This window comes from Vogesella sp. AC12, from assembly GCF_024437575.1.
Taxonomy (GTDB): domain Bacteria; phylum Pseudomonadota; class Gammaproteobacteria; order Burkholderiales; family Chromobacteriaceae; genus Vogesella; species Vogesella indigofera.
The window spans coordinates 76,518-102,940 of record NZ_JANFNU010000009.1 but is presented as its reverse complement, the minus strand read 5'-3'; the positions used below and the strand labels follow the sequence as shown (position 1 = coordinate 102,940).

The 26,423-nt window shown below is 69.6% G+C and carries 28 protein-coding genes and 1 pseudogene; 17 read left to right on the top strand and 12 right to left on the bottom strand.

The features are described from left to right. Positions 1-11 precede the first annotated feature (11 nt). Positions 12-794, bottom strand: coding sequence for a 4'-phosphopantetheinyl transferase (locus NOM55_RS13550; protein ID WP_162199010.1), 783 nt, complete (start codon positions 792-794; stop codon positions 12-14). A 103-nt stretch (positions 795-897) separates the two neighbouring features. Here NOM55_RS13550 and NOM55_RS13545 point away from each other — a divergent pair, with 103 nt between their 5' ends. The 4 genes from NOM55_RS13545 (at position 898) to NOM55_RS13530 (ending at position 3,718) form a co-directional block, all read left to right on the top strand. Next, positions 898-1,479, top strand: coding sequence for a TetR/AcrR family transcriptional regulator (locus NOM55_RS13545; protein ID WP_047967615.1), 582 nt, complete (start codon positions 898-900; stop codon positions 1,477-1,479). A gap of 148 nt (positions 1,480-1,627) precedes the next feature. Then, complete coding sequence (locus NOM55_RS13540) at positions 1,628-2,428, top strand: MOSC domain-containing protein (RefSeq protein ID WP_255909024.1); 801 nt, start codon at positions 1,628-1,630, stop codon at positions 2,426-2,428. Continuing rightward, on the top strand, positions 2,409-3,179 hold the full coding sequence (locus NOM55_RS13535) for a transporter substrate-binding domain-containing protein (RefSeq protein WP_255909022.1): 771 nt from the start codon (positions 2,409-2,411) through the stop codon (positions 3,177-3,179). Before NOM55_RS13540 ends, NOM55_RS13535 begins: the two co-directional genes overlap by 20 nt. Beyond that, the gene (locus tag NOM55_RS13530) at positions 3,176-3,718 is read left to right on the top strand and encodes a hypothetical protein (protein WP_255909019.1); all 543 of its coding nucleotides are present in this window, start codon (positions 3,176-3,178) and stop codon (positions 3,716-3,718) included. The genes NOM55_RS13535 and NOM55_RS13530 overlap by 4 nt, the downstream gene beginning before the upstream one ends. A 165-nt stretch (positions 3,719-3,883) precedes the next feature. Here NOM55_RS13530 and NOM55_RS13525 read toward each other — a convergent pair whose 3' ends face one another. After that, complete coding sequence (locus NOM55_RS13525) at positions 3,884-4,984, bottom strand: NAD(P)/FAD-dependent oxidoreductase (protein ID WP_255909017.1); 1,101 nt, start codon at positions 4,982-4,984, stop codon at positions 3,884-3,886. Between the two features lie 202 nt (positions 4,985-5,186). Between NOM55_RS13525 and NOM55_RS13520 the strand changes: the two genes are divergently transcribed. Then, the gene (locus NOM55_RS13520; protein ID WP_255909016.1) at positions 5,187-5,927 is read left to right on the top strand and encodes a sporulation protein; all 741 of its coding nucleotides are present in this window, start codon (positions 5,187-5,189) and stop codon (positions 5,925-5,927) included. 76 nt (positions 5,928-6,003) lie between these two features. Here NOM55_RS13520 and NOM55_RS13515 read toward each other — a convergent pair whose 3' ends face one another. After that, positions 6,004-6,321 (bottom strand): hypothetical protein, encoded by a 318-nt coding sequence (locus tag NOM55_RS13515; RefSeq protein ID WP_047967609.1) that lies wholly within the window; start codon positions 6,319-6,321, stop codon positions 6,004-6,006. Positions 6,322-6,390: 69 nt separating this feature from the next. Continuing rightward, positions 6,391-7,815 (bottom strand): PLP-dependent aminotransferase family protein, encoded by a 1,425-nt coding sequence (locus tag NOM55_RS13510; RefSeq protein WP_255909014.1) that lies wholly within the window; start codon positions 7,813-7,815, stop codon positions 6,391-6,393. A gap of 474 nt (positions 7,816-8,289) precedes the next feature. Here NOM55_RS13510 and NOM55_RS13505 point away from each other — a divergent pair, with 474 nt between their 5' ends. Further along, complete coding sequence (locus NOM55_RS13505; protein WP_255909013.1) at positions 8,290-9,471, top strand: benzoate/H(+) symporter BenE family transporter; 1,182 nt, start codon at positions 8,290-8,292, stop codon at positions 9,469-9,471. A gap of 209 nt (positions 9,472-9,680) precedes the next feature. On the opposite strand, the gene NOM55_RS13500 is transcribed toward NOM55_RS13505, so the two are convergent. Then, positions 9,681-10,829: an HD-GYP domain-containing protein gene (locus NOM55_RS13500; RefSeq protein WP_047967606.1), complete on the bottom strand. Its 1,149-nt coding sequence runs from the start codon at positions 10,827-10,829 to the stop codon at positions 9,681-9,683. Between the two features lie 144 nt (positions 10,830-10,973). Between NOM55_RS13500 and NOM55_RS13495 the strand changes: the two genes are divergently transcribed. Then, on the top strand, positions 10,974-11,573 hold the full coding sequence (locus NOM55_RS13495) for a purine phosphorylase (RefSeq protein WP_255909012.1): 600 nt from the start codon (positions 10,974-10,976) through the stop codon (positions 11,571-11,573). 137 nt (positions 11,574-11,710) lie between these two features. On the opposite strand, the gene NOM55_RS13490 is transcribed toward NOM55_RS13495, so the two are convergent. Then, the gene (locus tag NOM55_RS13490; protein ID WP_047967604.1) at positions 11,711-12,106 is read right to left on the bottom strand and encodes a hypothetical protein; all 396 of its coding nucleotides are present in this window, start codon (positions 12,104-12,106) and stop codon (positions 11,711-11,713) included. A gap of 278 nt (positions 12,107-12,384) precedes the next feature. Here NOM55_RS13490 and NOM55_RS13485 point away from each other — a divergent pair, with 278 nt between their 5' ends. Then, on the top strand, positions 12,385-12,987 hold the full coding sequence (locus NOM55_RS13485) for a CBS domain-containing protein (RefSeq protein WP_120812827.1): 603 nt from the start codon (positions 12,385-12,387) through the stop codon (positions 12,985-12,987). 332 nt (positions 12,988-13,319) lie between these two features. On the opposite strand, the gene NOM55_RS13480 is transcribed toward NOM55_RS13485, so the two are convergent. Beyond that, the gene (locus NOM55_RS13480; RefSeq protein WP_255909011.1) at positions 13,320-13,784 is read right to left on the bottom strand and encodes an Lrp/AsnC family transcriptional regulator; all 465 of its coding nucleotides are present in this window, start codon (positions 13,782-13,784) and stop codon (positions 13,320-13,322) included. A 137-nt stretch (positions 13,785-13,921) separates the two neighbouring features. Between NOM55_RS13480 and NOM55_RS13475 the strand changes: the two genes are divergently transcribed. Then, positions 13,922-14,827, top strand: coding sequence for a DMT family transporter (locus NOM55_RS13475; protein ID WP_255909010.1), 906 nt, complete (start codon positions 13,922-13,924; stop codon positions 14,825-14,827). 80 nt (positions 14,828-14,907) lie between these two features. Here the strand turns inward: NOM55_RS13475 and NOM55_RS13470 are convergent, their stop codons facing one another. From NOM55_RS13470 to adh, 5 genes and pseudogenes are all read right to left on the bottom strand, one after another. Beyond that, positions 14,908-15,561 carry an META and DUF4377 domain-containing protein gene (locus tag NOM55_RS13470; RefSeq protein ID WP_255909008.1) on the bottom strand — a complete coding sequence of 218 codons (654 nt, stop codon included), beginning with the start codon at positions 15,559-15,561 and terminating at the stop codon, positions 14,908-14,910. 209 nt (positions 15,562-15,770) lie between these two features. Further along, positions 15,771-16,358: a methyl-accepting chemotaxis protein gene (locus NOM55_RS17455; protein ID WP_370687878.1), complete on the bottom strand. Its 588-nt coding sequence runs from the start codon at positions 16,356-16,358 to the stop codon at positions 15,771-15,773. 228 nt (positions 16,359-16,586) lie between these two features. Continuing rightward, positions 16,587-17,759: pseudogene (locus NOM55_RS17450) on the bottom strand (FIST signal transduction protein); the annotation flags it as partial. A gap of 211 nt (positions 17,760-17,970) precedes the next feature. Further along, positions 17,971-19,122, bottom strand: a complete 1,152-nt coding sequence (gene yiaY / locus NOM55_RS13455; RefSeq protein WP_255909007.1) for an L-threonine dehydrogenase — start codon at positions 19,120-19,122, stop codon at positions 17,971-17,973. Positions 19,123-19,302: 180 nt separating this feature from the next. Continuing rightward, positions 19,303-20,817, bottom strand: coding sequence for an aldehyde dehydrogenase (gene adh / locus NOM55_RS13450; protein ID WP_255909005.1), 1,515 nt, complete (start codon positions 20,815-20,817; stop codon positions 19,303-19,305). Between the two features lie 272 nt (positions 20,818-21,089). Here adh and NOM55_RS13445 point away from each other — a divergent pair, with 272 nt between their 5' ends. From NOM55_RS13445 to NOM55_RS13410, 8 genes are all read left to right on the top strand, one after another. After that, the gene (locus tag NOM55_RS13445; protein WP_255909003.1) at positions 21,090-22,946 is read left to right on the top strand and encodes a sigma-54-dependent Fis family transcriptional regulator; all 1,857 of its coding nucleotides are present in this window, start codon (positions 21,090-21,092) and stop codon (positions 22,944-22,946) included. A 299-nt stretch (positions 22,947-23,245) separates the two neighbouring features. Beyond that, the gene (locus NOM55_RS13440) at positions 23,246-23,614 is read left to right on the top strand and encodes a VOC family protein (RefSeq protein WP_255909002.1); all 369 of its coding nucleotides are present in this window, start codon (positions 23,246-23,248) and stop codon (positions 23,612-23,614) included. Further along, positions 23,611-24,093 (top strand): EVE domain-containing protein, encoded by a 483-nt coding sequence (locus NOM55_RS13435; RefSeq protein ID WP_255909001.1) that lies wholly within the window; start codon positions 23,611-23,613, stop codon positions 24,091-24,093. The genes NOM55_RS13440 and NOM55_RS13435 overlap by 4 nt, the downstream gene beginning before the upstream one ends. Beyond that, positions 24,071-24,403 (top strand): antibiotic biosynthesis monooxygenase, encoded by a 333-nt coding sequence (locus NOM55_RS13430; protein ID WP_255909000.1) that lies wholly within the window; start codon positions 24,071-24,073, stop codon positions 24,401-24,403. Before NOM55_RS13435 ends, NOM55_RS13430 begins: the two co-directional genes overlap by 23 nt. A gap of 66 nt (positions 24,404-24,469) precedes the next feature. Next, entirely contained in the window at positions 24,470-24,712 is a 243-nt protein-coding gene (locus NOM55_RS13425; RefSeq protein WP_255908999.1) for a recombinase RecA, read from the top strand. Position 24,713: 1 nt separating this feature from the next. After that, on the top strand, positions 24,714-25,448 hold the full coding sequence (locus tag NOM55_RS13420; protein ID WP_120812793.1) for a YafY family protein: 735 nt from the start codon (positions 24,714-24,716) through the stop codon (positions 25,446-25,448). Continuing rightward, positions 25,433-25,840 (top strand): VOC family protein, encoded by a 408-nt coding sequence (locus tag NOM55_RS13415; RefSeq protein ID WP_255908998.1) that lies wholly within the window; start codon positions 25,433-25,435, stop codon positions 25,838-25,840. The genes NOM55_RS13420 and NOM55_RS13415 overlap by 16 nt, the downstream gene beginning before the upstream one ends. A gap of 59 nt (positions 25,841-25,899) precedes the next feature. Further along, positions 25,900-26,376 (top strand): SRPBCC family protein, encoded by a 477-nt coding sequence (locus NOM55_RS13410; RefSeq protein WP_047968221.1) that lies wholly within the window; start codon positions 25,900-25,902, stop codon positions 26,374-26,376. Positions 26,377-26,423 lie beyond the last annotated feature (47 nt).

Genomic DNA, 26,423 nt, shown 5'->3' with positions numbered 1-26,423 from the left:
GCGGCAGCGTGCTAGGGAATGCCGCGCAGGTCGGCCAGGGTGTAGACACTGTCGGCATCAAAGGTGAACTGCACGGCAAACGGCTGGATACGTCGGTGCCACTCGCTGCCGGGAACCGGCGCCAGCCACAGCTGGCCGGCATCCCGCGCCAACTGGCAGACTTCGAACTCGGTAAAGTCAACGATGCGGCCAAAACGATGCGACAAGGCTTTGTAACCGGCCTCTTTCGCCGAGAAGATCAGCGTCGCCATCGTGCCCGCCGCCCGGCTTGGCAGGCAGGCGCGATCCGCCGCGGTGCAACAAGCCGACACGATGTCGTCCAGCCGTTCTCCGGCCGCCAGCGGCTCGCAATCCACGCCCAGCCCGTCCGGCTGCGGACTCCATGCCGCGACCGCCGCCGCCAGGGTGGGGCTATGGGTAATGGATCCGGTAACACCAGCGGGCCACAGGGGCCGACCGCTCGCATCGCGCCCCAGCACCGCCGCCGTCAGCGGCAACGCGGCCAGCACCTGCTCGGCACACAAGCGCCCGGCCAGAAAAGACAACTGCCGGGAGCGCACGCAACGCGCGGGAATGGCCGGGTGCAGGCTGGCGGGCACGATATCGCCCAGCAGCGCATCCAGCGCCGGCAAGGACAAGGCCGCGACCGAGCCGCCCGCCACCGGCAGCGGCCACGGGCGCCAGAGCGCGGCGACACTGGCGCCAGCACCGTCCGGCGGAGACAGCACGTGCCGCAGCGCCGACAGCAAGCCTGCCGGTACAACAGCGCCTGACATGATGTGATAGCCTTTCACGCTTGCAAATGCGGCCCATAGTAACAGAGCCCCAGCCGGCCACAGCGGCTCGTCCCCGACCGGCGGGCCAGCGCCCGTACCACCCTTTCCTTCACCACCGACCATGCATACTGCCCACTTCCACCCCGATGACGCCGCCGACGCGGCGATGCACGTTTTCTGGCAAAAAGGCTATGCCGCCACCTCGATCCAGGATCTGGTGGACGGCACCGGCCTGTCGCGCAGCAGCCTGTACAACACCTTCGAAAGCAAGCACGGGCTGTTCCAGCACGCCTTGCGCCGTTATCACTGCCAGACTGCGGCCAACGTTGCGCTGCTGGCAGAAGATGGCCCCGCCGTCGCCCGCGTGCGGGCGCTGCTGCAGCAAATCGCCGACGACGAGCTGGCCGGCGCCGCCTGTTGCGGCTGTCTGGTGGCCAATACCGCGCTGGAGCTGGGCGGGCGCGACGGCACGGTGAACGGCCTGCTGCAGGAACACTTCGCCACGCTGGAGACCGCCCTCACCGCGCTGATGCAAAGAGGGCAGCAACAGGGCGAGATCGCGGCCGGCAAGTCGCCGGTCGCCCTGGCGCGTTTCATGGTCGCCACCATCCAGGGCCTGCGCGTGCTGGGCCGGGGTTACGAGGGCGAGGCGCAGGCGCAGCGGCTGCAGGACGTGATCGAGGTCGCGCTGGGCAGCCTGTGAGCCGCGCCGGCCGGCCGCCGCAGCGCAGCGGCACCCGCCATTGCTGCGCCATCACCACTCCCATACCACCCATTTCATGCGCCCGGCATTGTGATGGCGCGGCACAGCGGCTAAGCTTGCCGTTTCGATTCTGCGTCCGGAGCCGGCCATGGCCCTCACCCAACTGTTCGTCCATCCGCTGAAATCCTGCCGCGGCAATGCGCTGCAGCGCGCCGAGGTCACGCCGCAGGGGCTGCGCGACGACCGCGTGTGGCTGGCCAGCCGTGCCGACGGCCAGTTCATCAGCGCGCGCAGCCATCCGCGGCTGGTGCAGGTCGGCGTCACGCAGCAGGCCGACGGCCAGTGGTGCTTCACCGCGCCGGGGATGCCGCCGCTGCTGACCAGCCCGGCCGACTACCGGCAGCGGGTGCCGGCCACGGTGTGGAAGTCCGCGTTCAGCGCGCTGCACGGCGACGCGGCGGCCGACGCCTGGCTCAGCCACTACCTGGGCGAGCCGCTGCGGCTGCTGTGGCTGGGCGAGTCCACCCGCGTGCAGAAGACCACCGCCGACAGGCTGTCCTTCGCCGACGGCTATCCCTACCTGCTGCTGAGCGAAGCGTCGCTGCTTGACCTCAACAGCCGGCTGGCGCAGCCGGTGACCATGCGCCACTTCCGCCCCAACCTGGTGGTGGACGACACCTTCGCGTTTGAAGAAGACGAGTGGCGCCGCTTTCGCATCGGTGCCGTCGAGTTCGAGGTGGTCAGCCGCTGCACCCGCTGCGTGCTGACCACCGTCGATCCCGACAGCGCGCAGCCCGATCCGCAGCGGCAGCCGCTGGCGACGCTGCTGGGCTACCGCCGGCTGGCGGAGGGGGTGTGCTTCGGCGTCAATGTGATCGCGCGCAACAGCGGCACGCTGCAGCTGGGCGACGCGGTGGAGGTGCTGGACAGTGCGCTGGCCTTCGATTAAGGCCGGTGTGCTGTGGCTCGGCCTGCTGCTGGGCAGCGGCAGTGCCGGCGCCGTGCACACGGTACGCGTCGGCTTTCCGGAGGCCATCCCGCCGTGGGTGCAGCCAGGCGGTCGCACCGGCATCGCCATCGAGCTGTTGCGCAGCGTGCTGCAGGCCGAGGGGCTGCACCTGCACCCCGTGCAGCAACCCTACGCGCGGCGGCTGCAGGCCTACCGCCGCGGCCAGCTGGACGCGCTGTACGACATCGGCCCGCAACAGCAGCAGCACGAGCAGCTCAACGGCAGCATCAGCCAGCCGCTGCACAGCTTCGACAACGTCGCGGTCGCGCTCGGCCGCCGCCAGCTGGAAATCGAGCAGCTGGGCGATCTGGCACGCTGGCGGGTGATGGCGTGGGATGGTGCCGGCAATGCGCTGCCGGCCGGCTACGACCGCTTGCTGGCGCTGGCCGACGGCAATTATCTGGAAGCCGGCAACCAGGGCCACCAGCTGGTCAACCTGCTGGCCGGCCGCGTCGACGTCATCCTCAGCGACCGGCTGATCTTCGAGTGGCAGCGCCGCCAGCTGTTCCCGGCGAGCCTGGAGCACACCCCGTCGCTGCGCATCTACCCGCTGCTGCCGCCGAAGGAGGCCGGGCTGCTGTTCCGCGACAGCGGCCTGCGCGCACGGGTGGACGCCCGCATCCGCGCGCTGAAAGCCAGCCCGCAGTACCAGGCGATCTTCGCCCGCTACGGCAGCGAAGCGCAGCCATGAGCGTAGCGGCCACCCTACTGCCCGATTACCAGTTCCGCGAACGTCACCAGCGGCAATGCCGCGCGACGCCGGCCGCGCTGATTGCCGCCGTGCCGCGGGTGCAGCCGCAATCGCTGCCGCTGGTACGCGGCCTGCTGCAAGTGCGCGAGCTGCCGGCCCGCCTGTTGCGCGATCCGGCGCGACAGGGACGGCCGCTGTTCGGCCTGCACGAATTCACCCTGCTGCACCGTGACGAGCACTCGCTGGCGCTGGGGCTGGCCGGCCGCTTCTGGCGGCGCGACTTCGGCCTGGCCAGCATTGCCGACGCCGACGGCTTTCGTACCTTTGCCGAGCCGGGCGTGCCCCGGCTGCTGCTGACCTTCCAGGCGCAGGCCAATGCCGATGGCAGCCTGCTGTGCACCGAAACCCGCGTCCACTGCCCGGACCGCGCCAGCCGCCTGCGCTTCTGGCCGTACTGGCTGGCGATCCGCCTGGCCAGCGGCCTGATCCGGCGACAGATGCTGGCCGCCATCGAACAGGCTACCTGCAAGCCGGACTGATTGGCCACGGGCGACGTCTCCCGCCGCATCACGCGGCACCATGCGCGGCGCGCCACACAGCTTGCGGCCAACGTTGGCCGCAGCCGGCATGACAAACGCCACCTTGCGGCAAGGTGGCGTTTGGTTGGCGGCGATCAATCATCACCGGCGCGCGAGGCCGGCTGATCACCAGTACTGGCGGCAGCGGCGCAGCACCTCGTCGGCCAGCGACAGGCAGGCGGTGAGACCCGGCGATTCGATGCCGAACAGGTTGATCAGGCCGCGGATGCCGTGGCCCTCCTGGCCCTGGATCAGGAAATCGCCCTCCGGCTTGTCCTCGTTGATCACCTTGGGGCGAATGCCGCTGTAGGCCGGCGACAGCGCGCCCTGCGGCAGCTGCGGCCACCAGCGGCGGATGCTGTGGTAGAAGCCATCGACGCGCTCGGGATCGACGCGGTAGTCGATGTGGTTGATCCACTCCACGTCCGGGCCGAAGCGCGCCTGGCCGGCCAGATCCAGCGTCAGGTGGGTGCCGAGGCCACCCGGCTCCGGCAGCGGATAGATCAGGTGCGAGAACGGGTGCCGCCCCGACAGCGTGAAGTACACGCCGCGCGCGTAACGCACACGCGGGATGGTTTCATGTGGAACACCGCGCATCTTCGCTGCCAGCACGTGGGCGGTGAGGCCGGCGGCATTGACCACGGTACCGGCCAGCAGCTCGGTGCCGTCGACGAACAGCAGCATGCCGTCCTTGGTCTCCTGCCCGCCGGTGACGCGCGACTGCAGCGCCAGCACCGCACCGGCGGCCTCGGCGTCTGCCAGCAGCGACAGCATCAGCGCGTGGCTGTCGACGATGCCGGTGCTGGGCGAATATAGCGCCGCGTGCGCCTGCAGCGCCGGCTCGACCTCGGCCAGCACGCGGCGGTCCATCCAGGTCAGGTCGGTCACGCCGTTGACCAGCGCCTTTTCCTGCAGCGCCACCAGCCGCGGCATCTCGCTGTCGTCCACCGCCACGATCAGCTTGCCGGTCTGGCGATGGCCGATGTCGCGCTCGCGACAGTACTGGTACAGCAGCCGCTTGCCGCGCAGGCAGTGCAGCGCCTTCAGGCTGCCGGCCGGGTAGTGCATGCCGGCGTGGATCACCTCGCTGTTGCGGCTGGAGGTGTGCTGGCCGAAGGCGGACTCCGCCTCCAGCACGATCACCTCGCGGCCTTCCTGCGCCAGCGCGCGGGCAATCGCCAGGCCCACCACCCCGGCACCGATCACTACGCAATCGACTTTTTCCATCGCTGTCTCCGTTGTCGTGGCGCTGTTTTACCCTGATGCCGCGCGGGGGTAAAGCCGGGTTGACGCCGGCGGCCACGCCGCTGCCGCGGGCGGGGAATTTCCGCTAGTATGCCGCCATGCTGATGCCGGCAACCCGCCGGCGGAACCTGGCGGCGGCGGCATGGTCTGCCACGCTGCCTCTCTTTCATTTCACGGATCAACCATGTTCAAGAAACTGCTAGCTTCCATCGGCGTCGGCGGCGCCAAAATCGATACCCGCCTCGACAACCCGCGGCTGCGTCCCGGCGAGGTGCTGTCCGGCCACGTGCTGGTACAGGGCGGCAACGCCGACCAGGACATCGAGAAAATCGAACTGGTGCTGATGACCGAGGCGGAACAGGAAGCCGGCGACCACGAGGCGCGCGGCGCCATCGCGCTGGGCGTGATCCGCGTCGCCGAGCGCTTCATCATCCGCGCCGGCGAAACGCGCCAGCTGCCGTTCCAGCTGCAGCTGCCGGCAGAAACGCCGGTCAACGCGCTGCCGCACTACGGCCGCCCGCTGCCGGTGTGGATCCACACCGACCTCGCCATCGCCGCCGCCGTCGACGCCAACGACCGCGACCTGCTGGAGATCCACCCCACGGCCCAGATCGGCACCCTGCTGGCTGCCTTCGAGCAGCTGGGCTGGCCGCTGTACAGCACCGACGTCGAGGTCGGCACCGCCCGCGTCGGCAACGTGATGAGCACGCTGGGCTGCTACCAGGAATTCGAACTCAAGCCGCGCGGCGGCAATTTCCGCATCCAGGAGATCGAGCTCACCTTCATCCCTTACGGCCACGACACCCACGTGCTGGTCGAGGTCGACTCGCGCTTCGGCGGCGATGGCTACCTGGTGCTGGTGATGGGCGCCGATTTCGCCAGCCGCGACTGGGTCGCCGAGCTGCGCCAGCGCCTGGCGCTGTAAACGGCCGCCGCCACAACGACAAAAAGCCGCGTCGGTCCGACGCGGCTTTTTTTGCGGCCAACCCTGGCGCCACGGCTTACGGTTTCAGCGCCGAGGCCGCCTCTTTCACCGCGTCGACCTGCTGCCTGGCCTCGTCCAGCTGTTGCCCCAGCTCCGGATCCAGCACTGCCGCGGCCTTGCCCACCCGCGTGGCGACGCCCAGCGCCGCGCTGGCGTCCTGCGCCAGCTGGCCGGCCTGCTGCCGCAACGCGCCCAGTGGCGCACTGCTGTCTGCCACCACCTGATGCACGCCGCCGATGGCGGCGGAGGCGTCCTGCTGCAATTTCGCGGTTTGCTGCTCGCTGCACGCTGCCAGCCCCAGGCTGGCCAGTAACACGACGATGACTGCACGCATGCTGTTGATTCTCCAGTTAAAAGATGCCCGCGATAGAGCGGGCAAAACCGGGCAAGTTCCGCAGTGCGCTCAGTTTCCCAGCGCCAGCTGCCCCAGCCGCGCGATTGCTGCCGCCAGCGCCGGGGTGAAAGGTTGGCCGCAATTGATGCGCAGGCAGTGGCCGAAGCGCGGCGCCGCCGAGAACGCCACGCCGGGCGCAAAGCTGATGCCCTCCGCCAGCGCGCGCTGCAGCAGGCGCGTGCCGTCCACCGTCTCCGGACACTCCACCCACAGCACCACGCCGCCCTGCGGCCGCCGCACACGGGTGCCGCGCGGAAAGTGCCGCAGCACCGCGTCGGCGGTGGCCGTCATCTGCGCCGCCAGCTGCAGGCGCAGGCGCTGGCTGATGCGCGCGTAGTCGCCGCTGTCGAGCACGTCGGCCAGCACCACCTGCAACAGCGGCGACGACACCAGCGTGCTGCTGGCGCACAGCCTGGCGAGCGCGCCGTGGTGGCGGCCGGCCGCCAGCCAGCCGAGGCGGAACGATGGCGCGAAGCTCTTGGTGAACGACGCGCAGTAGATCACGTCGCCGTCGCGGTCCCACGCCTTCAGCGGCGTCGGCCGCCCGTTGCCGTAGTGCAGGTCGCCGAACACGTCGTCCTCGATGATGGTGACGCCGTGCTTGCGCGCCAGCGCCAGCAGCCGCTTCTTGTGCTCGTCCGGCATCAGCGCGCCGGTCGGGTTCTGGAAGTTGGGCACGCATACCAGGCATTTCACCGCCGGGCCGTGGTGCAGCGCGAATTCCAGCGCCTCCAGCGACAGGCCGGCCTCCGGCGTGCACGGGATTTCCAGCGCCTTCAGCCCCAGCCCCTCCAGCGTCTGCAACAGGCCGAAATAGACCGGTGTTTCCACCGCCACCGTGTCGCCGGGGCGGGTCAGGTGGCGCAGCGCCAGGCTGATGCCCTCGGTAATACCATGAGTGAGCAGGATGCTGCCCTCGTCCAGCACCAGGCCGCGCTCGTGGCCGAGGCGTACCAGCGCCGCCAGCAGCCGGCGCTGTTCGCCGGCCGGCAAATGGGCGCCGATCAGCTCCGGCTGCCGCGTCAGCGTCAGTTGCAGGCGCCGCGCCAGCTCGGCGGCCGGATACAGGCTGGCGTCGGCCTCGGCCATGTGCAGCTGGGTGTGGATGCGCTCGTCGCCCAGCTGCAGCAGGGTGGACATGCGGCTGCTGACATCGACCAGCGCCGCCGCGCTGGGCAGCGGCGCGGCACTACCGGGCAATGACGGCGCCGCCGGCAGCGCGGCAAAGTAGCCGGCGCGCGGCCGCGCCAGCACCCGCTGCTGCTGCTCCAGATAGCGGTAGGCGGCCAGCGCGGTGAGGGTGTTGACGCCGAATTCGGCGGCCAGCGCGCGCACCGCCGGCAGGCGGCTGCCGGGCGGGAATTCGCCGCTGTCCAGCCTGGCGGTCAGGGTATTGGCGATGTGGCGGTAAACGGGGAGGGCGCTCGGGTTCATTCCACTGTTATATAGAACAGCGGCGCGCGGCGCCAGCCTGTTGTAGCCGGCTGTGGCAGGTTGGCCGCAAGCAGGCGCCGTACAGTGGCGACACCACGGCAGTCCGGTCGCCACGCTACCCGCGCCGGCAGCGTCCACCGACGCCGGATGCCGCCCACCGCGCAACCCGTGCGCGGCCGGCGGCGGCCTCTGACCTAGGGTCTGTTGACGTTTCGTTTGCGGTCGCGCCGGAGCGGGTTTTTCGCCCCGGCAAGGCGTCGAGCGCGACGCGTAGTCGGCTACGCGAGCGCTCGGCAACGCCGCCGGGGCGGAAAAATCGCCCGGCCCTGCGGGTTTGGGCCAGAACCGGCCTGGCCCGGCGTTGCAGCCCGCTGGCGCAGAACAACTGCGCGGCGCGTGCTGCGCCTTGTTCCAGGCCGGTTTTGACCCAAACGCGACCCACAAACGAAACGTCAACAGACCCTGAGGACTACCATGTTCAAACACCTACCCCCATCGACCCTGATCACCGGTGTGCTGACCATCGCCGTCGGCTACACCGGCCCCTTTCTCATCATCGTGCACGCCGCGCAGCAGGCCGGCCTGACCCCGGCGCAGCTGGCCTCGTGGCTGTGGGCGGTGTCGCTCGGCTCCGGCGTCGCCGGGCTGTGGCTGTCATGGCGCTGGAAGATGCCGGTGATTACCGCGTGGTCGACGCCCGGCGCCGCGGTGCTGCTGGCGTCCCTGCCCGGCGTGCCGTACGCGGAGGCCATCGGCGGCTTCGTGCTGGCCGGCCTCGCGGTATGGCTGGTCGGCGTCAGCGGCGCCTTTGACGCGCTGATGAAACGCTTTCCGCCGGCGCTGGCCGCCGCGCTCTTGGCCGGCATCCTGTTCCGCTTCGTGGTGGAACTGGTGCCGGCGGCGCGCGATCATGCCGCGCTGGTGCTGCCGATGGCGCTGGCCTTCTTCGCCGGCCGCCGGCTGTGGCCGCGCTACGCGCTGATGGCGGCGCTGCTGCTGGGCTGCGCGCTGCTGGCGCTGCAGGGCGGTTTTGTCGCCACGCCAACCTTGACCGCCACCGCCAGCGGCCCGCTGTGGACCACGCCGCAGTTCAGCGTCGCCGGCCTGAGCAATATCGCGCTGCCGCTGGCGCTGGTGGCGCTGACCGGCCAGTTCCTGCCCGGCATGGCGGTGCTGAAAAACGACGGCTACGACCTGCCGGCACGGGTGCCGGTCAGCCTGCTGGGCGGCGTGTCGCTGCTCTTGGCGCCGTTCGGCGGCCACGGCGTGGTGCTGGCGGCGATTACCGCGGCGATGTGCACCGGCCCCGAATGCCATCCCGATCCGCAGCAACGCTGGAAAGCCGGCGTGGTGGCGGCGCTGAGCTACCTGCTGGTGGCGGCGGTGGGCGGCTCGCTGGTGGCGCTGCTGCTGGTGCTGCCCAAGGCGCTGGTGATGGCGGCGGCGGCGCTGGCGCTGTTCGGCACCCTGGCGTCGTCACTGACCGCGGCGCTGGGCAATGACAGCCAGCGCGAGGCGGCCTTGCTGACCTTCGTGGTGGCCGCCTCCGGCGTCAGCATCGCCGGCATCGGCGCGCCGCTGTGGGCGCTGCTGGCCGGCGTCGCCGCCAGTGCGGTGTTGCGCTGGCAGCCACGGCTGGTGGCGCGCGGCGCCTGAGCGGGCGGGAGCGGGGTGTTAGCCGGAAGGCAAGGAACCAGGCTTGCGGCCAACCTTGCTACCCGGCACGGGTTCACGAGCCAAAGTCAGCGCAGGCGACATGAGCCGAAGAAGCGCCGTTGCGGTGGCGATCAACACGCCAGCTGTGGCCATGTCCAACGCCGGATCACCCCATCAGCGACCGGGCGCCGCCGCGCGTGAAGCGGTGCTCAGCGCCGCTGCCACAGCCGGATCAGATAGGCCGGCTTGACGCCGGTGCTGCCGCGACCGACCGCCTTGTTGATGCGGAATGGCAGCTGGCGGGTATCGCGCAGCAGCGGCTCGGCGTAGGGCGGGCCGTCGCGACGGCGCAGCGCCGCCACCCGCGGCGTGTTGGCGCTGTCGCCGCGGTAGGTGACCACCGCGATCTCGCCGCTGGCCAGCTCGACAAAGCTGCCCGGCGGATACACGCCCAGTTCCTTCACCAGCGCCGCCAGCTGCGCCGGATCGTGGCCGCCGGCCGGATCGCGGAACAGCGTCGCCAGCGCCTGCGACGGCAACAGCCGCCCGCTTTCCACCTGCTCTCCCAGCTGGTCCAGCAGCGCCAGCAGGCGTGCCAGCGGCGGCACCTCGTCGCCGCGCAGCGCCTGCGGGTAGCCGCTGCCGTCCGGCTTTTCGTGGTGGCACTGCACCAGGCTGTGCCACAGCTCATCGTCGATGCCGGCCTCGCGCAGGATGGCGGAGCCGATCACCGGATGGGCGAGCAGTGCCGCGCTCTGCGCCTCGCTCAGCGGCTCGTCCTGCTGCCGCAGCTTGCCCAGCAGCCCAACGATGGCGATGTTCATCGTCAGCGCCGCACCACAGGCGCTGTGCAGCGTCGCCGCGTCCAGCCCCAGGCGGCGGCCGAGCACCGCCAGCGTGGTCGCCACCCGCAGCCCGTGTGCGGCAGCGGGCAGGCGGCTGTCCAGCAGCAGGCTGGCCGCCAGCATGCCGTCCGGCAGGCGCTGGCTCAGTTCCAGCAGGCTGGCGAGCACCTCGCGCAGCGCGCTGCCCAGGCCGCGCACCGCCAGGCCGTGACTGAGCAGGCCCTCGACACGGTGCAGCAGGAATTCGAACTCCACCAGCGGATTGCACGGCTGCGCCAGGCTGTCCTGCTGCCGCCGCGCCGCGCGTTCCTGCTGCTCGCGTTCCAGCCGCGCCGCCACCGCCTCGCTGTCGCCGTGACCGGCGGCGAGCAGGCGCTCGCGCTGCTCCGGGGTCAGCACGTAGTGGCCCTTCTTCAGCAGCAGGATGCCGCTCTCGTGGTAGACATCGACCGGCAGGGGCTGGCCGAGGCGGACGAAAGAGGACGGCAGTCGGGTCTTGGCGGAATCGGCCATGGCAAGGGCACCGGCGACGGGATTATTCAGTAATGGCTCAAATTCCTGAAAAGAACACCACTAAATGCAGGCCGCCGCCGCCCGGCCGCACCGGCCGCTGTGGCATAGTGGCGGCTGTCCCTTTTCACTAGCCCGCGAGCCGCCATGAGCATCTGCATCCTGTTTCCCACCGCCACCGAGGCGCGCCAGTTCCAGCACCCAGGGGTGCACACCGTGGTCAGCGGCGTCGGACTGACCGCCACCGCCTACGCCACGCTGAAGGTGATCCACGAGCAGCGGCCGTCGCTGCTGATCCTGGCCGGCATCGCCGGCATGTATCCGCAGGCCGGGCTGGCCATCGGCGAGGTGGTGCTGGTGAGCTCGGAGGTGGAGGGCGATCTCGGCTTTTTCACGCCGCAGGGCTTCACCCATCTGGCGCAGCTGCCGCTGGAGATGGCGTTTGAGCGCCGCCATACGCTGCACTGCCCGCACCTGCCGGCGGCCAGCCCCCTGCGCCGCGCGCGCAGCCTGTCGCTGAACGCGGCGCTGGCGCCGTTCGTGGACAGCAGCGAGGTGGAAATCGAGAACATGGAGGGCGCCGCCTTCTTCCATGTCTGCCAGCAGGAAGGGGTGCCGTTTATCGAGCTGCGCGCCATCTCCAACGTGGTGCAGCCGGGGCACGACGACTGGGACATGGACGGCGCGGTAACGGCGCTGCACGCGGCGCTGACCCAGCTGCTGGCGCAATTGCCGGCGGTGGGCTAACGCCGCTCACGCCGCGTCTTGCCGCCGTCGCCGGGGGTGTCCGGCTGCCGCACACGAAGCCGCACGCAACAACGGCCCGCCGCAGGGTGATCCCTGCCCGGGCCGTTTGACAAGCTGCTGCGCCGGCTAAGCCGTGGTCACAGGAACTGCAGCAGCGCGCCGTCGCGGTTGAACGCGAGGTAACGCGCCACGTCGCCGCCGGTCTGGATGGTCTGCACCATACGCTTCAGCGGGCCGTCGGCGTCGGCGCTGCTGCTGCTGTCGATGGCGGCAACGAACACCAGCTGCCAGCGCGCGTCCAGCGCGTCGGCGTCCTGCGCCAGCTGCGCGAAATCGCCCAGCTCGGCCGGGGTCTTGTCGACACACAGGATGGGCTGCAGGATGCCGCCTTCGCCGGCGGCGAAGCGTTCTGCTTCCTGCGCCGTGTGGTCGTCGTGCAGGCGGCGCTGGCAAAAGGCGAACAGCAGGCGTTGCGGGGTCGGCTGGGCGCGGGCGGCGGCCAGCAGGCTGGCGAAATCGGTAATGGCGGTCATGGCGGGCGGTCCTGATACACGGGGCGGGACTGCCAGTGTACGGGCGGCGGCAACTGTTGCCGATACGCCAAAAGACGGAGCCGGCTAGCTCCTGTGGTTGACGAAAATCAGCTGCCGGCCACGAAAAACGCGCCAGGCACCGGCAAAGCGTGCTTAGATAAAGACACCGGGGTGCCAATGGGGAAGCGTGATGGTGTTGCCCCCGGTATTGCGCACCGCCGTCGGGAGCTCGTGCCCGGCGCGCGGCAAAACCAGAAAACAGACGAGGAGCGCCCGCCATGGACACCCAGTACCAAGCCCTGACCACCCTTTCCCTGCCGCAGACCACCGACCTGATCCACGTCGACCAGCGCCCGCAGCGCACGCTGTCGCTGAAAAGCCCGGCGCTGGACGTGATGACCGACCTGAAGGTGATCGACCCGGTCAGCATCTGCGAGGACGCGCTGCTGCACGACGCCCACGAACGCATGGTCAGCCACGGCATCCGCCTGCTGTTCGTCACCGACCGCGAGGGCGCGCTGACCGGCCTGCTCACCGCCTCCGACGTGCTCGGCGAGCGGCCGATGAAATGCATCCAGGAACGCGGCAAGCGCCACGATGAACTGCTGGTGTCCGACGTGATGACCCCGCGCCGCGAGCTGGAGGCACTGGACATGGCCGAGGTGGCGAACGCCAGCATCGGCCAGCTGGTCGCCACCATGAAGCACACCGGCCGCCAGCACGCGCTGGTGGTGGAGCTGAACGGCAGCAGCAAGCACCTGGAAGTGTGCGGCCTGTTCTCCACCTCGCACATCGCGCGCCGGCTCGGCATCTCGCTGAACTTCATCCGCGTGCCGCAGGCGTTCTCCGAGATCGAACACGCGCTGCTGCACGAAGACTGAGCCGCGGCGCCTTAAGCTAAGCCGGGCAATATTGCGGCCAACCTTTGCCAAGGTTGGCCGCATTCTTTACGGGATCGCGTCCAGCGCCGCGAATAAAACCTCGCAGCGCAGCTGAGGCTAGGCGCGCCGACGCAGACCGTACCCGTCGTAAGGCAAGGCGGTGCAATGCAGGATCAGGGGTTTTACGTGTTCACGATCTCGCGCACTCACGCGAGACAAGGCGAAAACGGCTGAGGAAGCGGCGTTTATCCAGAGATAAACCAGCATGCCGAAGCGGTTTTCAACGTCGTATCGCCCCGTGAGATCAGTTGCAGCCGATCGTGAACAGGTGCTCAGTCCGGATCGGCCGGCACCGCGGTGCGGTACTTGCAGGTGTTGATCACCACCAGCGACTCGAACTCGCGCACGTGCGGGTTGTTCATCAGGTGGGCGCGGGCGAAGCGCTCGTAGTCGCCCATGTCGCGCACCAGCACCATCAGCACGAAATCCGGGCGCCCGGTGACGTTGTAGCACTCCATCACCTCCGGCGCCGCGTCCATCGCCGCCTTGAACGCGTCCACCAGCGGCGCCTGCGCGCGCTGCAGCATCACGTTCACCACCAGCCGCAGCGTGCGGCCGAACAGCGCCGGATCGACCAGCGCCACCTCGCGCTGGATGATGCCCTCGCTGCGCAGCCGCTTCAGGCGGCGGGTGACCGCGGTCGGCGACAGGTTGACCGCCTCGGCCAGCGCGTCGTGGGTCTGGCGCGCGTCTTCCTGCAGCAGCGCCAGCAGTTTGCGATCGTAAGCATCCAGCATGTCAGGAATCCTGCGTCAACAGCCATTCAAAAGCAGCCTCGCTGCACTGTCACGCATGATAACGCAGCAAGCGGCAGCGGCGGGCTTTCTACACTGTGAGCATCGCATCGGGCAAACGCCCGCCACCGGAGCCTCACATGAGCACCCTCAATCCCGCCCGCCGCCTCGCGGCCAACCTTGCCGCGCTGTCCGCCAGCCGCTGGCTGCCCTACGCGCTGTTTGCCGGGCTGGTAACGATGTGGGCGTACAACTACGTGGTGATGAAGGTGACGCTGCAGGCGGCGACGCCGATCACCCACCTGATCATCCGCACCACCATCGGCAGCCTGACGCTGTTCGGCGTGCTGCTGGCGCGCGGCCACGGCCTGCGGCCGCAACGGCTGAAGCAGACACTGCAGGTCGGGCTGACCACCACCTTCGCCTACGGCCTGACGGTGACGCTGGCGCTGGTGGCCGGCGCCGCCGGGCGCACCTCGGTACTGGTGTTCACCATGCCGTTCTGGGTGGCGCTGCTGTCGCGCTGGCTGCTGGCCGAGCCGTTCACCGCCAACGCGCGCCGGGCGCTCGTCGCCGGCTTTGCCGGGCTGATGCTGATCGTGGCGCCGTGGCAGCTGCACGGCGTGCTGCCGATGCTGCTGGCGGTGCTGGCCGGCTTCCTGTGGGCGCTGGGCTCGGTGCTGACCAAGAAGACCGCGCAGCAGGGCCAGCTCGACAGCCTGAACTTCTCCGGCTGGCAGGCGCTGATCGGCCTCGCGCCGCTGCCGCTGCTGCTGCCGTTCGCCGATTTCGCCGCCATCCACTGGTCGCCGGCCTTCGTGCTGGGCATGGTGTACTCGGGCGTGTTCTCCAGCGCGGTCGGCTGGCTGGCGTGGCTGTGGTTGCTGCGCCGCCTGCCGGCATCCACGCTCAGCTTCAACGCGCTGGTGATCCCGGTGCTGGCGGTGGCGATGGCCGCCACCAGCCTGGGCGAATGGCCGGGCAGCGGCGAGCTGCTGGGCATGCTGCTGATCGGGATGGGCATCGTGCTGATCGCGCGGCGCTGAGTTTTCTCCAACACAAAAGCAATGCGGCCAACCTTGTGCAAGGTTGGCCGCAGTCTTTTTTATGGGTTGCGCCGCGCGCTTTACGGCGCGACCCGCTGCTGTTCCAGTTTCTGTTCCAGCACCTGGTCCAGCACCCAGCGCACGGATGGCGCGTCGGCGGGCGGCCTGGCGACCTTCACTTCCTTGATGCGCAGGCGGTAGGCGATGCCCGGCTCGGGCTTGAAGCCCTCGATCTCGCCGTAGTGCAGCTGCCACGGCGCGTCCTTGCTGTCTCGCACCTGCAGGCACTGCATCGGCGCCACGCCGCTGCAGGGCTTGCGTTCGGCGGCGACGTAGACCAGCCGCGTCGGCGCCGCCGACAGATCCTCCTGCTGCCGCAATTCCAGCTGCTTGCCCGGCCCGGCCAGCAACAGGTGGCCGTCCTGCTGCCGCACCGTCGGCCGGCTATTGAGCAGCAGGCTGAGGTCACGGTCGCGCGCCATCGACACCGCGTCGCAGGCCATCATGGTGCTGGCCAGCTGGTCGACGATCAGCACGCCGTTCTCGACGCGGGCGGTGCCGAACAGGCGGTTGCAGCCGCCGGACACCGACAGGCGGCCGTTTTTCAGTTCCAGTTCGATCGGCGGCTCGTTGTCGCCGGCCGACTTCCAGCGGCCGTCGGGTTGCGGCGTGGTGGCGGCGCAGGCGGCCAGCAGCGCGGCGGAGATGAGGGCGGAATAGCGGGACAGGCTCATGCGGACTCCTTGGGGCAGGGCGCCGGCAACAACACGGCGCAGGGCGGCAGGGGAACACGCGCCCTGCCAGGATGGCCGCAAGGCTAAGGGCCGAGGGATGCCAGCGTCAATCGGCCTCTGGTTAAGCTTTGTGAAGCCGGTCACACACCGTCACACAAGCGCCTGCGGCCAACCTGTCAGGGTTGGCCGCAAGCGCAGTACGGGCAGGCTTACTGCTGTTCCAGCTTCAGGATCGCGTCCAGCTCCTTGTCCACGGCGCGCATCTTTTCGTACAGCGCCTCGGTCTGGCCCAGCATCTCGTCCACGCGCAGCTTGCTGTGCTGCGAGGTGGCGGCCAGCTGCTGCAGGGTACCGACCACCTTGCCCATCTCGCCGGCAAAGGCGCTGACCTGGCTGCCCATGTCGCGCACGTCGCCGCCGACATCGCGCACCCCGTTCATCACGTTGTCCACCGCACCGCCGGTGGCGTTCAGGTTCGACTGCGTGGTGTTGGCCAGCTTGCGCACCTCGTCGGCGACCACGGCAAAGCCGCGCCCGGCCTCACCGGCGCGCGCCGCCTCGATGGCGGCGTTCAGCGCCAGCAGATTGGTCTGTTCGGCGATCTTCTTGATCATCTGCATCACCTCGCCGATCTGCTGCGCATCCTTTTCCAGATGGCCGATGCGTTCGGTGACCGTACCGGCGGTCTGCGCGCCGCGATTGATCTCGCTGCCGAAGCGGTGGATGTCGTTCTCGATCACGCCCAGATGCGACACCAGCTCGGTGGTGGCATCGCGGAACAGCGGCAGGCTGTCCATCAGCTGCGCGGCAAAACTCTTGTAGCCGTTCAGCTCGGCGATGACGCGGCTCTTCATCTGCCCGGTCATCTGCGCGCGCGCCAGCTCGCGGCGGTAGAAGTAGTTCTTGAAGTTGGCGTAGTGCACCGGGAAGCGGTCGACGAAATCGTCGCTGAACGCCGCCGTCGCCGGGTAGAAGAAGATCGCGGTCAGCGTCTGGTTGATGTTGACGCCGAGCAGCTCGCCGAAGGTGGAAAAACCGGCGGCGGGGATGTCGCCGTAGACGTTGGCACGCGCCAGCGCGCCGGCGTTGTTCAGCCGCCGCAGGATGCAGTCGTTGAGGATAGCGCCGACCGCGGCCGGCTTGCCGGCGCTAAAGGCGGCAAAGTCGCGGCGGGTGTGCTCGGCGAGATCGGTGCTGCGCAGCAGGTGCAGCCGCTCGCCGAAGGCGAGGTCGCAGGCGAACTGCAGATAGCCGCCGGTCTCGTTCACCGCCAGCACCGAGCGCACGAACAGCTCACCATTGATCTTGATGCCGAAGCTGTGGCTTTGCAGCTTGGCCGCCAGCTGCTGGCGCGGACAGCGGAAGTGCGCGGCCAGCGCGTCGAGCACGTTGCGGATCTCGCCGCTGTGTTCATCGATCACCGAGTGCACGCGGCGCAGCTCGGTGCTGGCCTCGGCGATGGTGAAGTGGCTGCCGCTGTCCTCGAAGTTCTGGCTCTTGAACACGCCGTAGCGGTAGGCCGGCGCCAGCTTGATGAAGGCGAACACCGCGTGGCCGTCGCGCACTTGCTGGCCGTCGTACAGCCGCGTCATCGAGAAATCCAGCGGCCCGCCGGCGGAGCCGCCGACGAACAGGTAAGGCAGCTTGCCGGATTCGTACAGCGCTTCCAGCAGGTAGCTCTCGCTGTTGGACAGGCCGTCGACCAGGGTCAGCACGAAGCCCTCGTCGTGGCGCATCGCGAACGGCAGCCGGATGCGGCCAACGTGCTCCTGCAGCCGCGCGATGCGCGCGGCGTGACTCAGCACCGGGCTGCCGGCCTTGATGTCGTCGCAGGCCAGCGCCACCGCCTCGATGTGCACCCCCGCCAGCAGCGCCTCGTCGAACAGCTGGAACACCATGCTCTGCCACTGGCCGTCGGCCGGCAGATACAGCGCGTCGCCGGCCTGGCGGCTGCACAGCTCGCCGGCGGTGGTGGTCAGCAGCATCTTCGCCTGCGGGAAATGGCGCGCGATGCAGCGGCCGATCTGTTCCAGGTTGGCGGACGGGTTGACGTAGCCCAGCACCAGCCGCACCCGCGGACTGGCGCTGGCGGCCAGCGCCGCTTCATAGCTGTGGCTGTCGCTGCGCAAGACCTGCAGCGGCGGGATGGCGCTGGCGGCAGCGGGCGCACGGGTGGCTCGGTTACGGAAAAACGACATGCGGACTCCAGCGGTTGGGGGCGGGCAGACCACCGGAAGGTGGCGCCGGCGGCCGGCGGGCAGGGTGCCGCGCCAGCCATGACATCAAAATGATAGGCCCAAAAAAACCCGTCTGTGTTGCGACACATCAGACGGGCAAGGACAAGGCAGCAGCACTGCGGCGACAGCGGGAGGGAGACCTTCCGCCGCAGTACCGTGCCAGGAGGACGGCTTACAGCGCCTGGCGGAAGATGGCCTCGATCTCGGCCTGGCTGGCCGGGCGCGGGTTGGTCAGGCCGCAGGCGTCCTTCAGCGCGTTGGCGGCCAGCAGCGGAATGTCGGCTTCCTGCACCCCCAGCTCGCTGAGCCGGGCCGGGATGTCGATGTCGGCGGCGAGGCGGCGGATCGCCGCCAGGCAGCATTCGGCGGCGGCGGCGGCATCCAGCGCCGCCACGTCCTCGCCCATCGCGGCGGCGACATCGGCCAGCCGGCCGGCGGCGACGCTGGCGTTGAAGGCCTCGACGTGCGGCAGCAGCAGCGCGTTGCACACCCCGTGCGGCAGGTCGTAGAAGCCGCCGAGCTGGTGCGCCATCGCGTGCACGTAGCCGAGCGACGCGTTGTTGAAGGCCATGCCGGCGAGGAACTGGGCGTAGGCCATCTGTTCGCGCGCGTGCAGGTCCTGGCCGTTGCGCACCGCGGTGCGCAGGTTGGCCGCAATCAGCCGCACCGCCTGCAGCGCACAGGCGTCGGTGATCGGGGTGGCGGCGGTGGACACGTAGGCCTCGATGGCGTGGGTCAGCGCGTCCATGCCGGTGGCGGCGGTCAGCGCCGCCGGCTTGGCCAGCATCAGCGAGGCGTCGTTCACCGACAGGATGGGCGTCACGTTGCGGTCGACGATGGCCATTTTGATGTGGCGGGTCTGGTCGGTGATGATGCAGAAGCGCGTCATCTCGCTGGCGGTGCCGGCGGTGGTGTTGATGGCGATCAGCGGCAGCTGCGGCTTGGCCGACTTGTCGACGCCCTCGTAGTCGCCGATGTGGCCGCCGTTGGTGGCCACCAGCGCGATGCCCTTGGCGCAGTCGTGCGGCGAACCGCCGCCGAGCGAGATCACGCAGTCGCAGCGTTTCTCGCGCAGCAGTGCGAGGCCGGCCTCGACGTTGGCCACCGTCGGGTTCGGCTGCGCGCCGCTGAAGATGGTGGCCTCGATGTCCTGCGCCTGCAGCAGCGCGGCGACCTTGGCGGCGACGCCGGCACGCGCCAGCCCGGCGTCGGTGACGATCAGCGCGTGGCGGAAGCCGTAGCCGCGGATCGCCTGCAGCGCGTCATTGAGGCAGCCGTCGCCGATCAGGTTGACCGGCGGAATGAAGAAAGTGGTCGTTGTCATGGTAAGTAATCCCTATGTCTGGCTTTGCCCGCCGCCATGCTGCGGCCCGGCGATGGTTCATCTGCGACTGCTGGCAGGGGGTGCGTGCTGCGCCAGCGTTCGGGTATTGCGGTACGGCGCGGCGGCAGGCGGCCCGCCGCGCCGGTGATGCTGGCCGGCCAGCGCCGGCCGCGCTCAGCCTCAGAAGAAGCCGAGCTTGTCCTCGCTGTAGCTGACCAGCAGGTTCTTGGTCTGCTGGTAGTGGTCGAGCATCATCTTGTGCGTCTCGCGACCGATACCGGACTGCTTGTAGCCGCCGAACGCCGCGTGCGCCGGGTAGGCGTGATAGCAGTTGGTCCACACGCGGCCGGCCTCGATGCCGCGGCCCATGTGGAAGGCGGTGTTCATGTCGCGGGTCCACACCCCGGCGCCGAGGCCGAACAGGGTGTCATTGGCGATGTGCAGCGCCTCCTCGGTGTCCTTGAACTTGGTCACCGACAGCACCGGCCCGAAGATTTCCTCCTGGAAGATGCGCATCTTGTTGTGGCCCTGGAACACCGTCGGCTGGATGTAGTAGCCATCTTCCAGATCGCCGCCGAGGTGGGCGCGCTGGCCGCCGGCCAGTACCGCGGCACCTTCTTCCTTGCCGATGGCGAGGTAGCTCTGGATCTTGTCCATCTGCTCCTGCGACGACTGCGCGCCGATCATGGTGGACGGATCCAGCGGGTTGCCCTGCTTGATCTCGGCCACGCGCTTCAGCGCGCGTTCCATGAAGCGGTCGTAGATCGACTCGTGTACCAGCGAGCGGCTCGGGCAGGTGCACACCTCGCCCTGGTTGAGCGCGAACATCACGAAGCCCTCAATCGCCTTGTCGAAGAAGGCGTCGTCCTTGGCGGCAACGTCGGCAAAGAAGATGTTCGGCGACTTGCCGCCCAGTTCCAGCGTCACCGGAATCAGGTTCTGGCTGGCGTAGTTCATGATCAGGCGGCCGACCGGGGTGGAGCCGGTGAAGGCGATCTTGGCGATGCGCTTGCTGGTGGCCAGCGCCTTGCCGGCCTCGGTGCCGAAGCCGTTGACGATGTTGAGCACGCCCGGTGGCAGCAAATCACCCACCAGCTCGGCAAAAATCAGGATGGACAGCGGCGTCTGTTCCGCCGGTTTCAGCACCACGCAGTTGCCGGCGGCCAGTGCCGGCGCCAGTTTCCACGCCGCCATCAGGATCGGGAAGTTCCACGGGATGATCTGGCCGACCACGCCCAGCGGCTCGTGGAAGTGGTAGGCGACGGTGGTGGCGTCGATCTCGCCGAGGCTGCCTTCCTGCGCGCGGATGCAGCCGGCAAAGTAGCGGAAGTGGTCGATGGCCAGCGGGATGTCGGCGGCCAGCGTCTCGCGGATCGGCTTGCCGTTGTCGAAGGTCTCGACGGTGGCCAGGGTGTGCAGGTGCTGCTCCATGCGGTCGGCGATGCGCAGCAGGATCAGCGAGCGCTGGGTCACGCTGGTCTTGCCCCAGGCGGCCTTGGCGGCGTGGGCGGCGTCCAGCGCCAGCTCGATGTCGGCCTCGTCGGAGCGGGCGATCTCGCACAGCGCCTTGCCGGTGACCGGGGTCAGGTTTTCGAAGTAGCGGCCATTGACCGGCGGCAACCAGCGGCCACCGATGAAGTTGTCGTAGCGGGATTTCAGGTTCAGGCCGTACTGGGCCGGGGTAATGGTGCTCATCGTCTCTCTCCTGTTGTCTTGGCTCACCTCAAGCGGGTGTGGCTGCAACAGTGCACGGCGCGTGCCAGCGCTTTCTGATGCTGCACCGCAGCGTGCGGCCAACCTTGCAACGGCGGCCACCGCCGCGTGCCGATGCTGCAGCGCGCCAGCGTTGCTGTTTTTTTAGCGCTTGTTCGCCACGTCCGGGCGCGCATAATCGGCGGAGCGAGCCGAGCGCCGCTGTCGCAGCCTGACACACCTGTCGCGACACACTGACACAAGCCGGAGCCACCATGTCGTCCTTGCCGCTAGCCGAAATCCGCCGCCGCTTTTTCGAGGGCGAAACCCTGCCCGACAACAGCGTGCCCAGCCCGATCCTGCACTCGTGGCGGCGCTGCCTCGGCCTCGGCCTGTCCGCGGCGCGGCTGCGGCTGCCGGACAAGCTGGACACCGCCAGCCTCGGCAGCCGACAGCAGGAAAACGCCGACTGGCTGCAGCTGGCGCGCCCGGCGATCGACGCGCTGTTCGACAGCGTGGTCGACGACGGCCACGTGGTGATCGTCGCCGACCGCCACGGCGTGATCCTCGACCAGATGGGGCACCCGGCCTTTCTCGACCGTGCCGAGCGGGTGGCGCTGCTGCCGGGCATGGACTGGCGCGAGGACGTGCGCGGCACCAACGCCATCGGTACCGCGCTGGTGCTCGGTGGCCCGGTGCGGGTACGCGGCAGCGAGCACTACCTGGAGCGCAACCGCCAGCTGTCGTGCACCGCCGGCGCCATCGTCAGCCCGCAGGGCGAGCTGCTGGGGGTGGTCGACGTCTCCGGCCTGCCGCGCAAGCTGGGCGACGCGCAGCAGCAGCAGGTGCAGGCGGCGGTGCGCCACATCGAGCAGCGTCTGTTCGACGAGCAGGCAGGCGCACTGTTCGAGCTGCGCTTCGCGCCCGACGCCGCCACGCTGACCACGCCGCGCTGCGGGCGGTTGGGCTTCGACGACGACGGCGTGCTGCGTGCGGCCAACCGTGCCGCGCTGGCGACGCTGGGGCTGGACTGGCCGGCGCTGGGCCACAGCCGCTTTGCCGCGCTGGCCGGGCAGAGCCTGGAACACTGGCTCAGCCGCCACGGCATCGGCGCGGCCTCCTTGCGTCACGGCGGCCAGCTGTATTCGGCGCGGCTGCTGCCGCCCACACCACGGCAGGCGGCACCCGCAGCGGTGCCGGCCGATCACGCCGCCGCGCGTGCCGGCCGGGCGGCGGACAGCAAGGTTGGCCGCAACGACGCCGGTGCGCTGCCGGACGGCCTGCTGCAACGCGGGCAACGGCTGCTGGAGGCCGACATCCCGGTGCTGGTGCTGGGTGAAACCGGCGTCGGCAAGGAGCGCTTCGTGCAGGCGCTGCACGCCGCCAGCAGCCGCGCCGGCGCGCCGCTGGTGGCGGTCAACTGCGCGGCGATTCCGGAAGGGCTGATCGAGGCCGAGCTGTTCGGCTATGAAGAAGGCGCCTTTACCGGCGCGCGCAAGCAGGGTGCCAAGGGGCGCCTGCGCGAGGCCGACGGCGGCATCCTGTTCCTCGACGAGATCGGCGACATGCCGGCCAGCCTGCAGGCGCGGCTGCTGCGCGTGCTGCAGGAGCGGCTGGTGGTGCCGCTGGGCGGCGGCATCGGCCAGAAGGTGGACGTGCGCATCGTCGCCGCCACCCACCGCAACCTGGAGCACGAAGTCGCCGCCGGCCGCTTCCGCGCCGACCTCTACTACCGCCTCGGCCACTATCCGCTGCGGCTGCCGCCGCTGCGCGAGCGCGGCGACGTGGCACAGATTGCGGCCAACCTGCTGGCGCAGCACGGTGGCGCGCGGCGCGGGGTGACGCTGTCGGCGGCGCTGGCCGACTTCATCCGCCGCTACCCGTGGCCGGGCAACCTGCGCCAGCTCGACAACCTGCTGAAGACGCTGCTGGCGCTGGTCGACGACGGCACCGAGCTGGGGCTGACCCACCTGCCGGACACCCTGCGCGAACACCATCCGGCGGCGGTGGGCAGCGCCAGCGGCGGGCAGCTGGCGCAACTGCTGCAACAGCACGGCGGCAACGCCAGCGCCGCCGCCCGCGCGCTGGGCATCAGCCGCAGCACCTTCTACCGCCGCCTGCGCCAGGGCTGAGGCGCACCGACACTCACGCACCAGCGGGTACGGTGCAGGTGCCGCCAGCAAGCTGGCGGTGCAGCCGGCCTGCCGTTGCCGATCCCGCCGCCATGCTCACGGCTTGGCCATGGCGCCAGCAGCCGCGGCGGGGCCGGCCGCCGCGACGGACACGAGAGCCACGCTCACTCTCGCCGCCGCCACCGCCGGCGAAAATTATTTCGCCATGACAAAAGACTACTGACAGCAGGCTGTCAGCAGCCGGTCGCGATACTGGGCAACGGCAAACCCTGCCGCCAACCTGCTACCGGAGCCACACCATGTCCACCTTTGTTCACTGGTTTGAAATTCCCGCCACCGACTTCGAGCGCGCGGTCGCCTTCTACCGCCAGACGTTCCACGTGGAACTGCACGTCGAGCCATTCATGGGCGAGCAGATTGCCGTCTTCCGCACTGCCGGCGGCGAGCACCCCGGCTGCATCATGGCCAGCCCGCGCTTGCAGCCGGGCAGTGCCGGCAGCCGCGTCTATCTGGACGGCGGGCCGGACCTGGACGCGTTGCTGGCGCGCATCGCTGCCGCCGGCGGCGTGATCCTGCAGCCGCGCCTGACGCTGCCGGACGGCAACGGCGACATCGCGCTGTTCCAGGACAGCGAGGGCAACCACATCGGCCTGCACCACGCGCCATGAGCCGGCGCTACTGGATCGGCGTCGCCTGCCACGAACACGTTGCCCGCGGTGTGGCCGGCGGCTTTGCCCAGCTGTGCCACGGCAAGGCGGCACCGCTGGCGCGCATGGCGGCCGGCGACGGCCTGGTGTACTACTCGCCGGTCGAGGTCTTAGGCGGCAAAACACCGTGCCAGGCCTTCACCGCCATCGGCAGCGTCGGCGCCGGCGCGCCGTACCGCGTCAGCATGGACGCGTACTTCCGGCCGTGGCGCCGCGATGTCGCCTTTGTCGCCGCACAAGCGGCGCCGATCCGGCCTTTGCTCACGCAGCTGGCCTTCATCACCGACCCGGCACGCTGGGGCTATCCGCTGCGTTTCGGCCAGCTGCAGATCAGCGCCGCCGATTTTTACCTGATTGCCGCGGCGATGCAGGCCGCGCTGCCGGCCACGTTGCCACCAGCGCCGGCCTATCCCCTTTTTGACGAAAGCCCCGCACCATGACGACCACACTCCCCCCATCGGCGGACTCGAATTCGCCAGTTTCCGGCTGCGCCCCGGCGTCAGCGAAGCGACGCTGCGCCAGGCAGCACAGGCGGTGGAACAGCACTTGCTGCGCCACCAGCCCGGCTTTGTCAGCCACACGCTGTGGCGCGGCGACGACGACAGCTATGTCGACCTGGTGCTGGCCGACAGCCGCGAACGCGCCGTCGCGCTGTGCGAGCTGTGGCCGGACGATCCGCACGGCGCGCACTTCCTGTCGCTGCTCGCCCCCGGCAGCGCGCTGCTGGCGTTTTACCAGCGTGTGGCCTGACAAAACATCCCGCCGCCATGGCTCGCGGTTTATCCTTGTCATCCATTCAGCATTGAAGGAGTGCCCATGACCTTTCCCGAGCACGAACGACAGGCCATGCGCGCCCTGCACGGCGTCGGCGACAGCGTGATCGCGCGGCTGGAACAGCTGGGCTACCAGTCGCTGGCGCAGCTGCGCGACAGCGACGAGGCCGAACTGTGCCGCCAGATCGCCCTCATGCTGCGCAGCAGTTGCTGGGGCAATAGCCCGCAGGCGCGCGCCGCCATCCGTGCCGTGATCCGGCTGGCCCGGCAACAGGACGGCGGCTGACATGCGCCGTGCCGACCGCCTGATGCAGATCCTGCTGCTGCTGCGCGGCCGCCGCCGCACCACCGCACAACAGCTGGCGCAGTGGCTGGAGGTGTCACCGCGCACGGTGTACCGCGACATGGCCGACCTGATGGCCAGCGGCGCGCCGGTGAACGGCGAGGCCGGCGAGGGCTACTGGCTGGAAGCCGGCTTCACTCCGCCGCCGCTGAGCTTTTCCGCGGCCGAGCTGTCGGCACTGGAAGTCGGCGCCCGCATGCTGGCGGCGTGGGCGGATCATGCCACCGCCGACGCGGCCGCCAGCGCGCTGGCCAAGATCCACGCCGTGCTCGGCTCCGCCGGGCTGGCGCCGGCGCCGCTGTTTGCCGCGCGCCATCACGGCTATCCGCGCGAACGGCTGGGCGGCATCACCGCCGCCATCCACACACGGCGCTGCCTCGCCATCGACTACCGCGACGAGGCCGGCCAGGCCAGCTGTCGCACACTGGCGCCGCTGGGGCTGTTCTTCTGGGGCGACCGCTGGACGCTGGCGGCGTGGTGCCTGCTGCGCCACGACTATCGCCATTTTCGTGTTGACCGGATGCAGGCTATACAACAAAACGACACGCCGTGGCCGGACAACATTTCACTGGATGCCTTCCTGCACCACGCCGACGTCGGCGAGCCGGCGCGGCGGCACCTGCAACAACAAATGAGCCAACCCTGGCACCGGGAGTACCACGCATGGAAGCAAGACTGAGCTTTGTCACCCTGGGCGTCGCCGATCTGGCGCGCGCCACCGCCTTCTACCGCGACGTGCTGCAGCTGCCGCAGATCGCGATGCCGGAGGGCGCCGGGGTCGCCTTCTTCGAACTCGGCCATACCTGGCTGTCGCTGTATCCGCGCGCGGCACTGGCCGCCGACGCCGGCGTGGCGGACAGCCCGGCGGCGGCGTTTCCCGGCTTTACGCTGGCGCACAATGTGCGCAGCGCGGCCGAGGTGGACACGCTGCTGGCCGAAGTCGCCGCCCGCGGCGGCCGCATCGTCAAGCCGGCACAGGACGCGTTCTGGGGCGGGCGCAGCGGCTACTTCGCCGACGCCGACGGTTTCCTGTGGGAAGTGGCGTGGAACCCGGATTTCCCGCACGTCTGAACCCGCGCCTGCGGCCAACCCTGGCCGCCGCCGGCGCCTAGCCAAAGCAAGGAGCAACCATGACCCTGCCACCCTTCGACGAACACCTGGACCTGGAACTGGGCCGCGACATCGCGCTGCCGCCGGCGCTGCTGTGGCGGGTGTGGACCACGCCGGCGCTGCTGCAGCAGTGGTGGGCGCCGGCACCGCTGACCACCCCCGAGTGCGAAATGGAACTGCAGCCGGGCGGCGTGTTCCGCACCGTGATGCAGGCGCCGGACGGCGCCCGCTACCCGACCAGCGGCTGCTTCCTCGACATCGTGCCGCAGCGGCGGCTGGTGTTCAGCGACGCGCTGCAGCCGGGCTTCCGCCCCGCCGCCAAGCCCTTCTTCACCGCCGTCATCAGCTTTGACGCGCTGGCCGACGGCGGCACCCGCTACAACGCGCGCGTGCTACACAAGGACGCCATCGACCGCCAGACCCACGCCGACATGGGCTTTCACGACGGCTGGGGTCGCTGCATGGAACAGATGATCGCGCTGGCGCGCACGCTGTAGCCCGGTCCACGGCCGGGCGAGCACGATGCGGCGGGGTCGCGACCGGG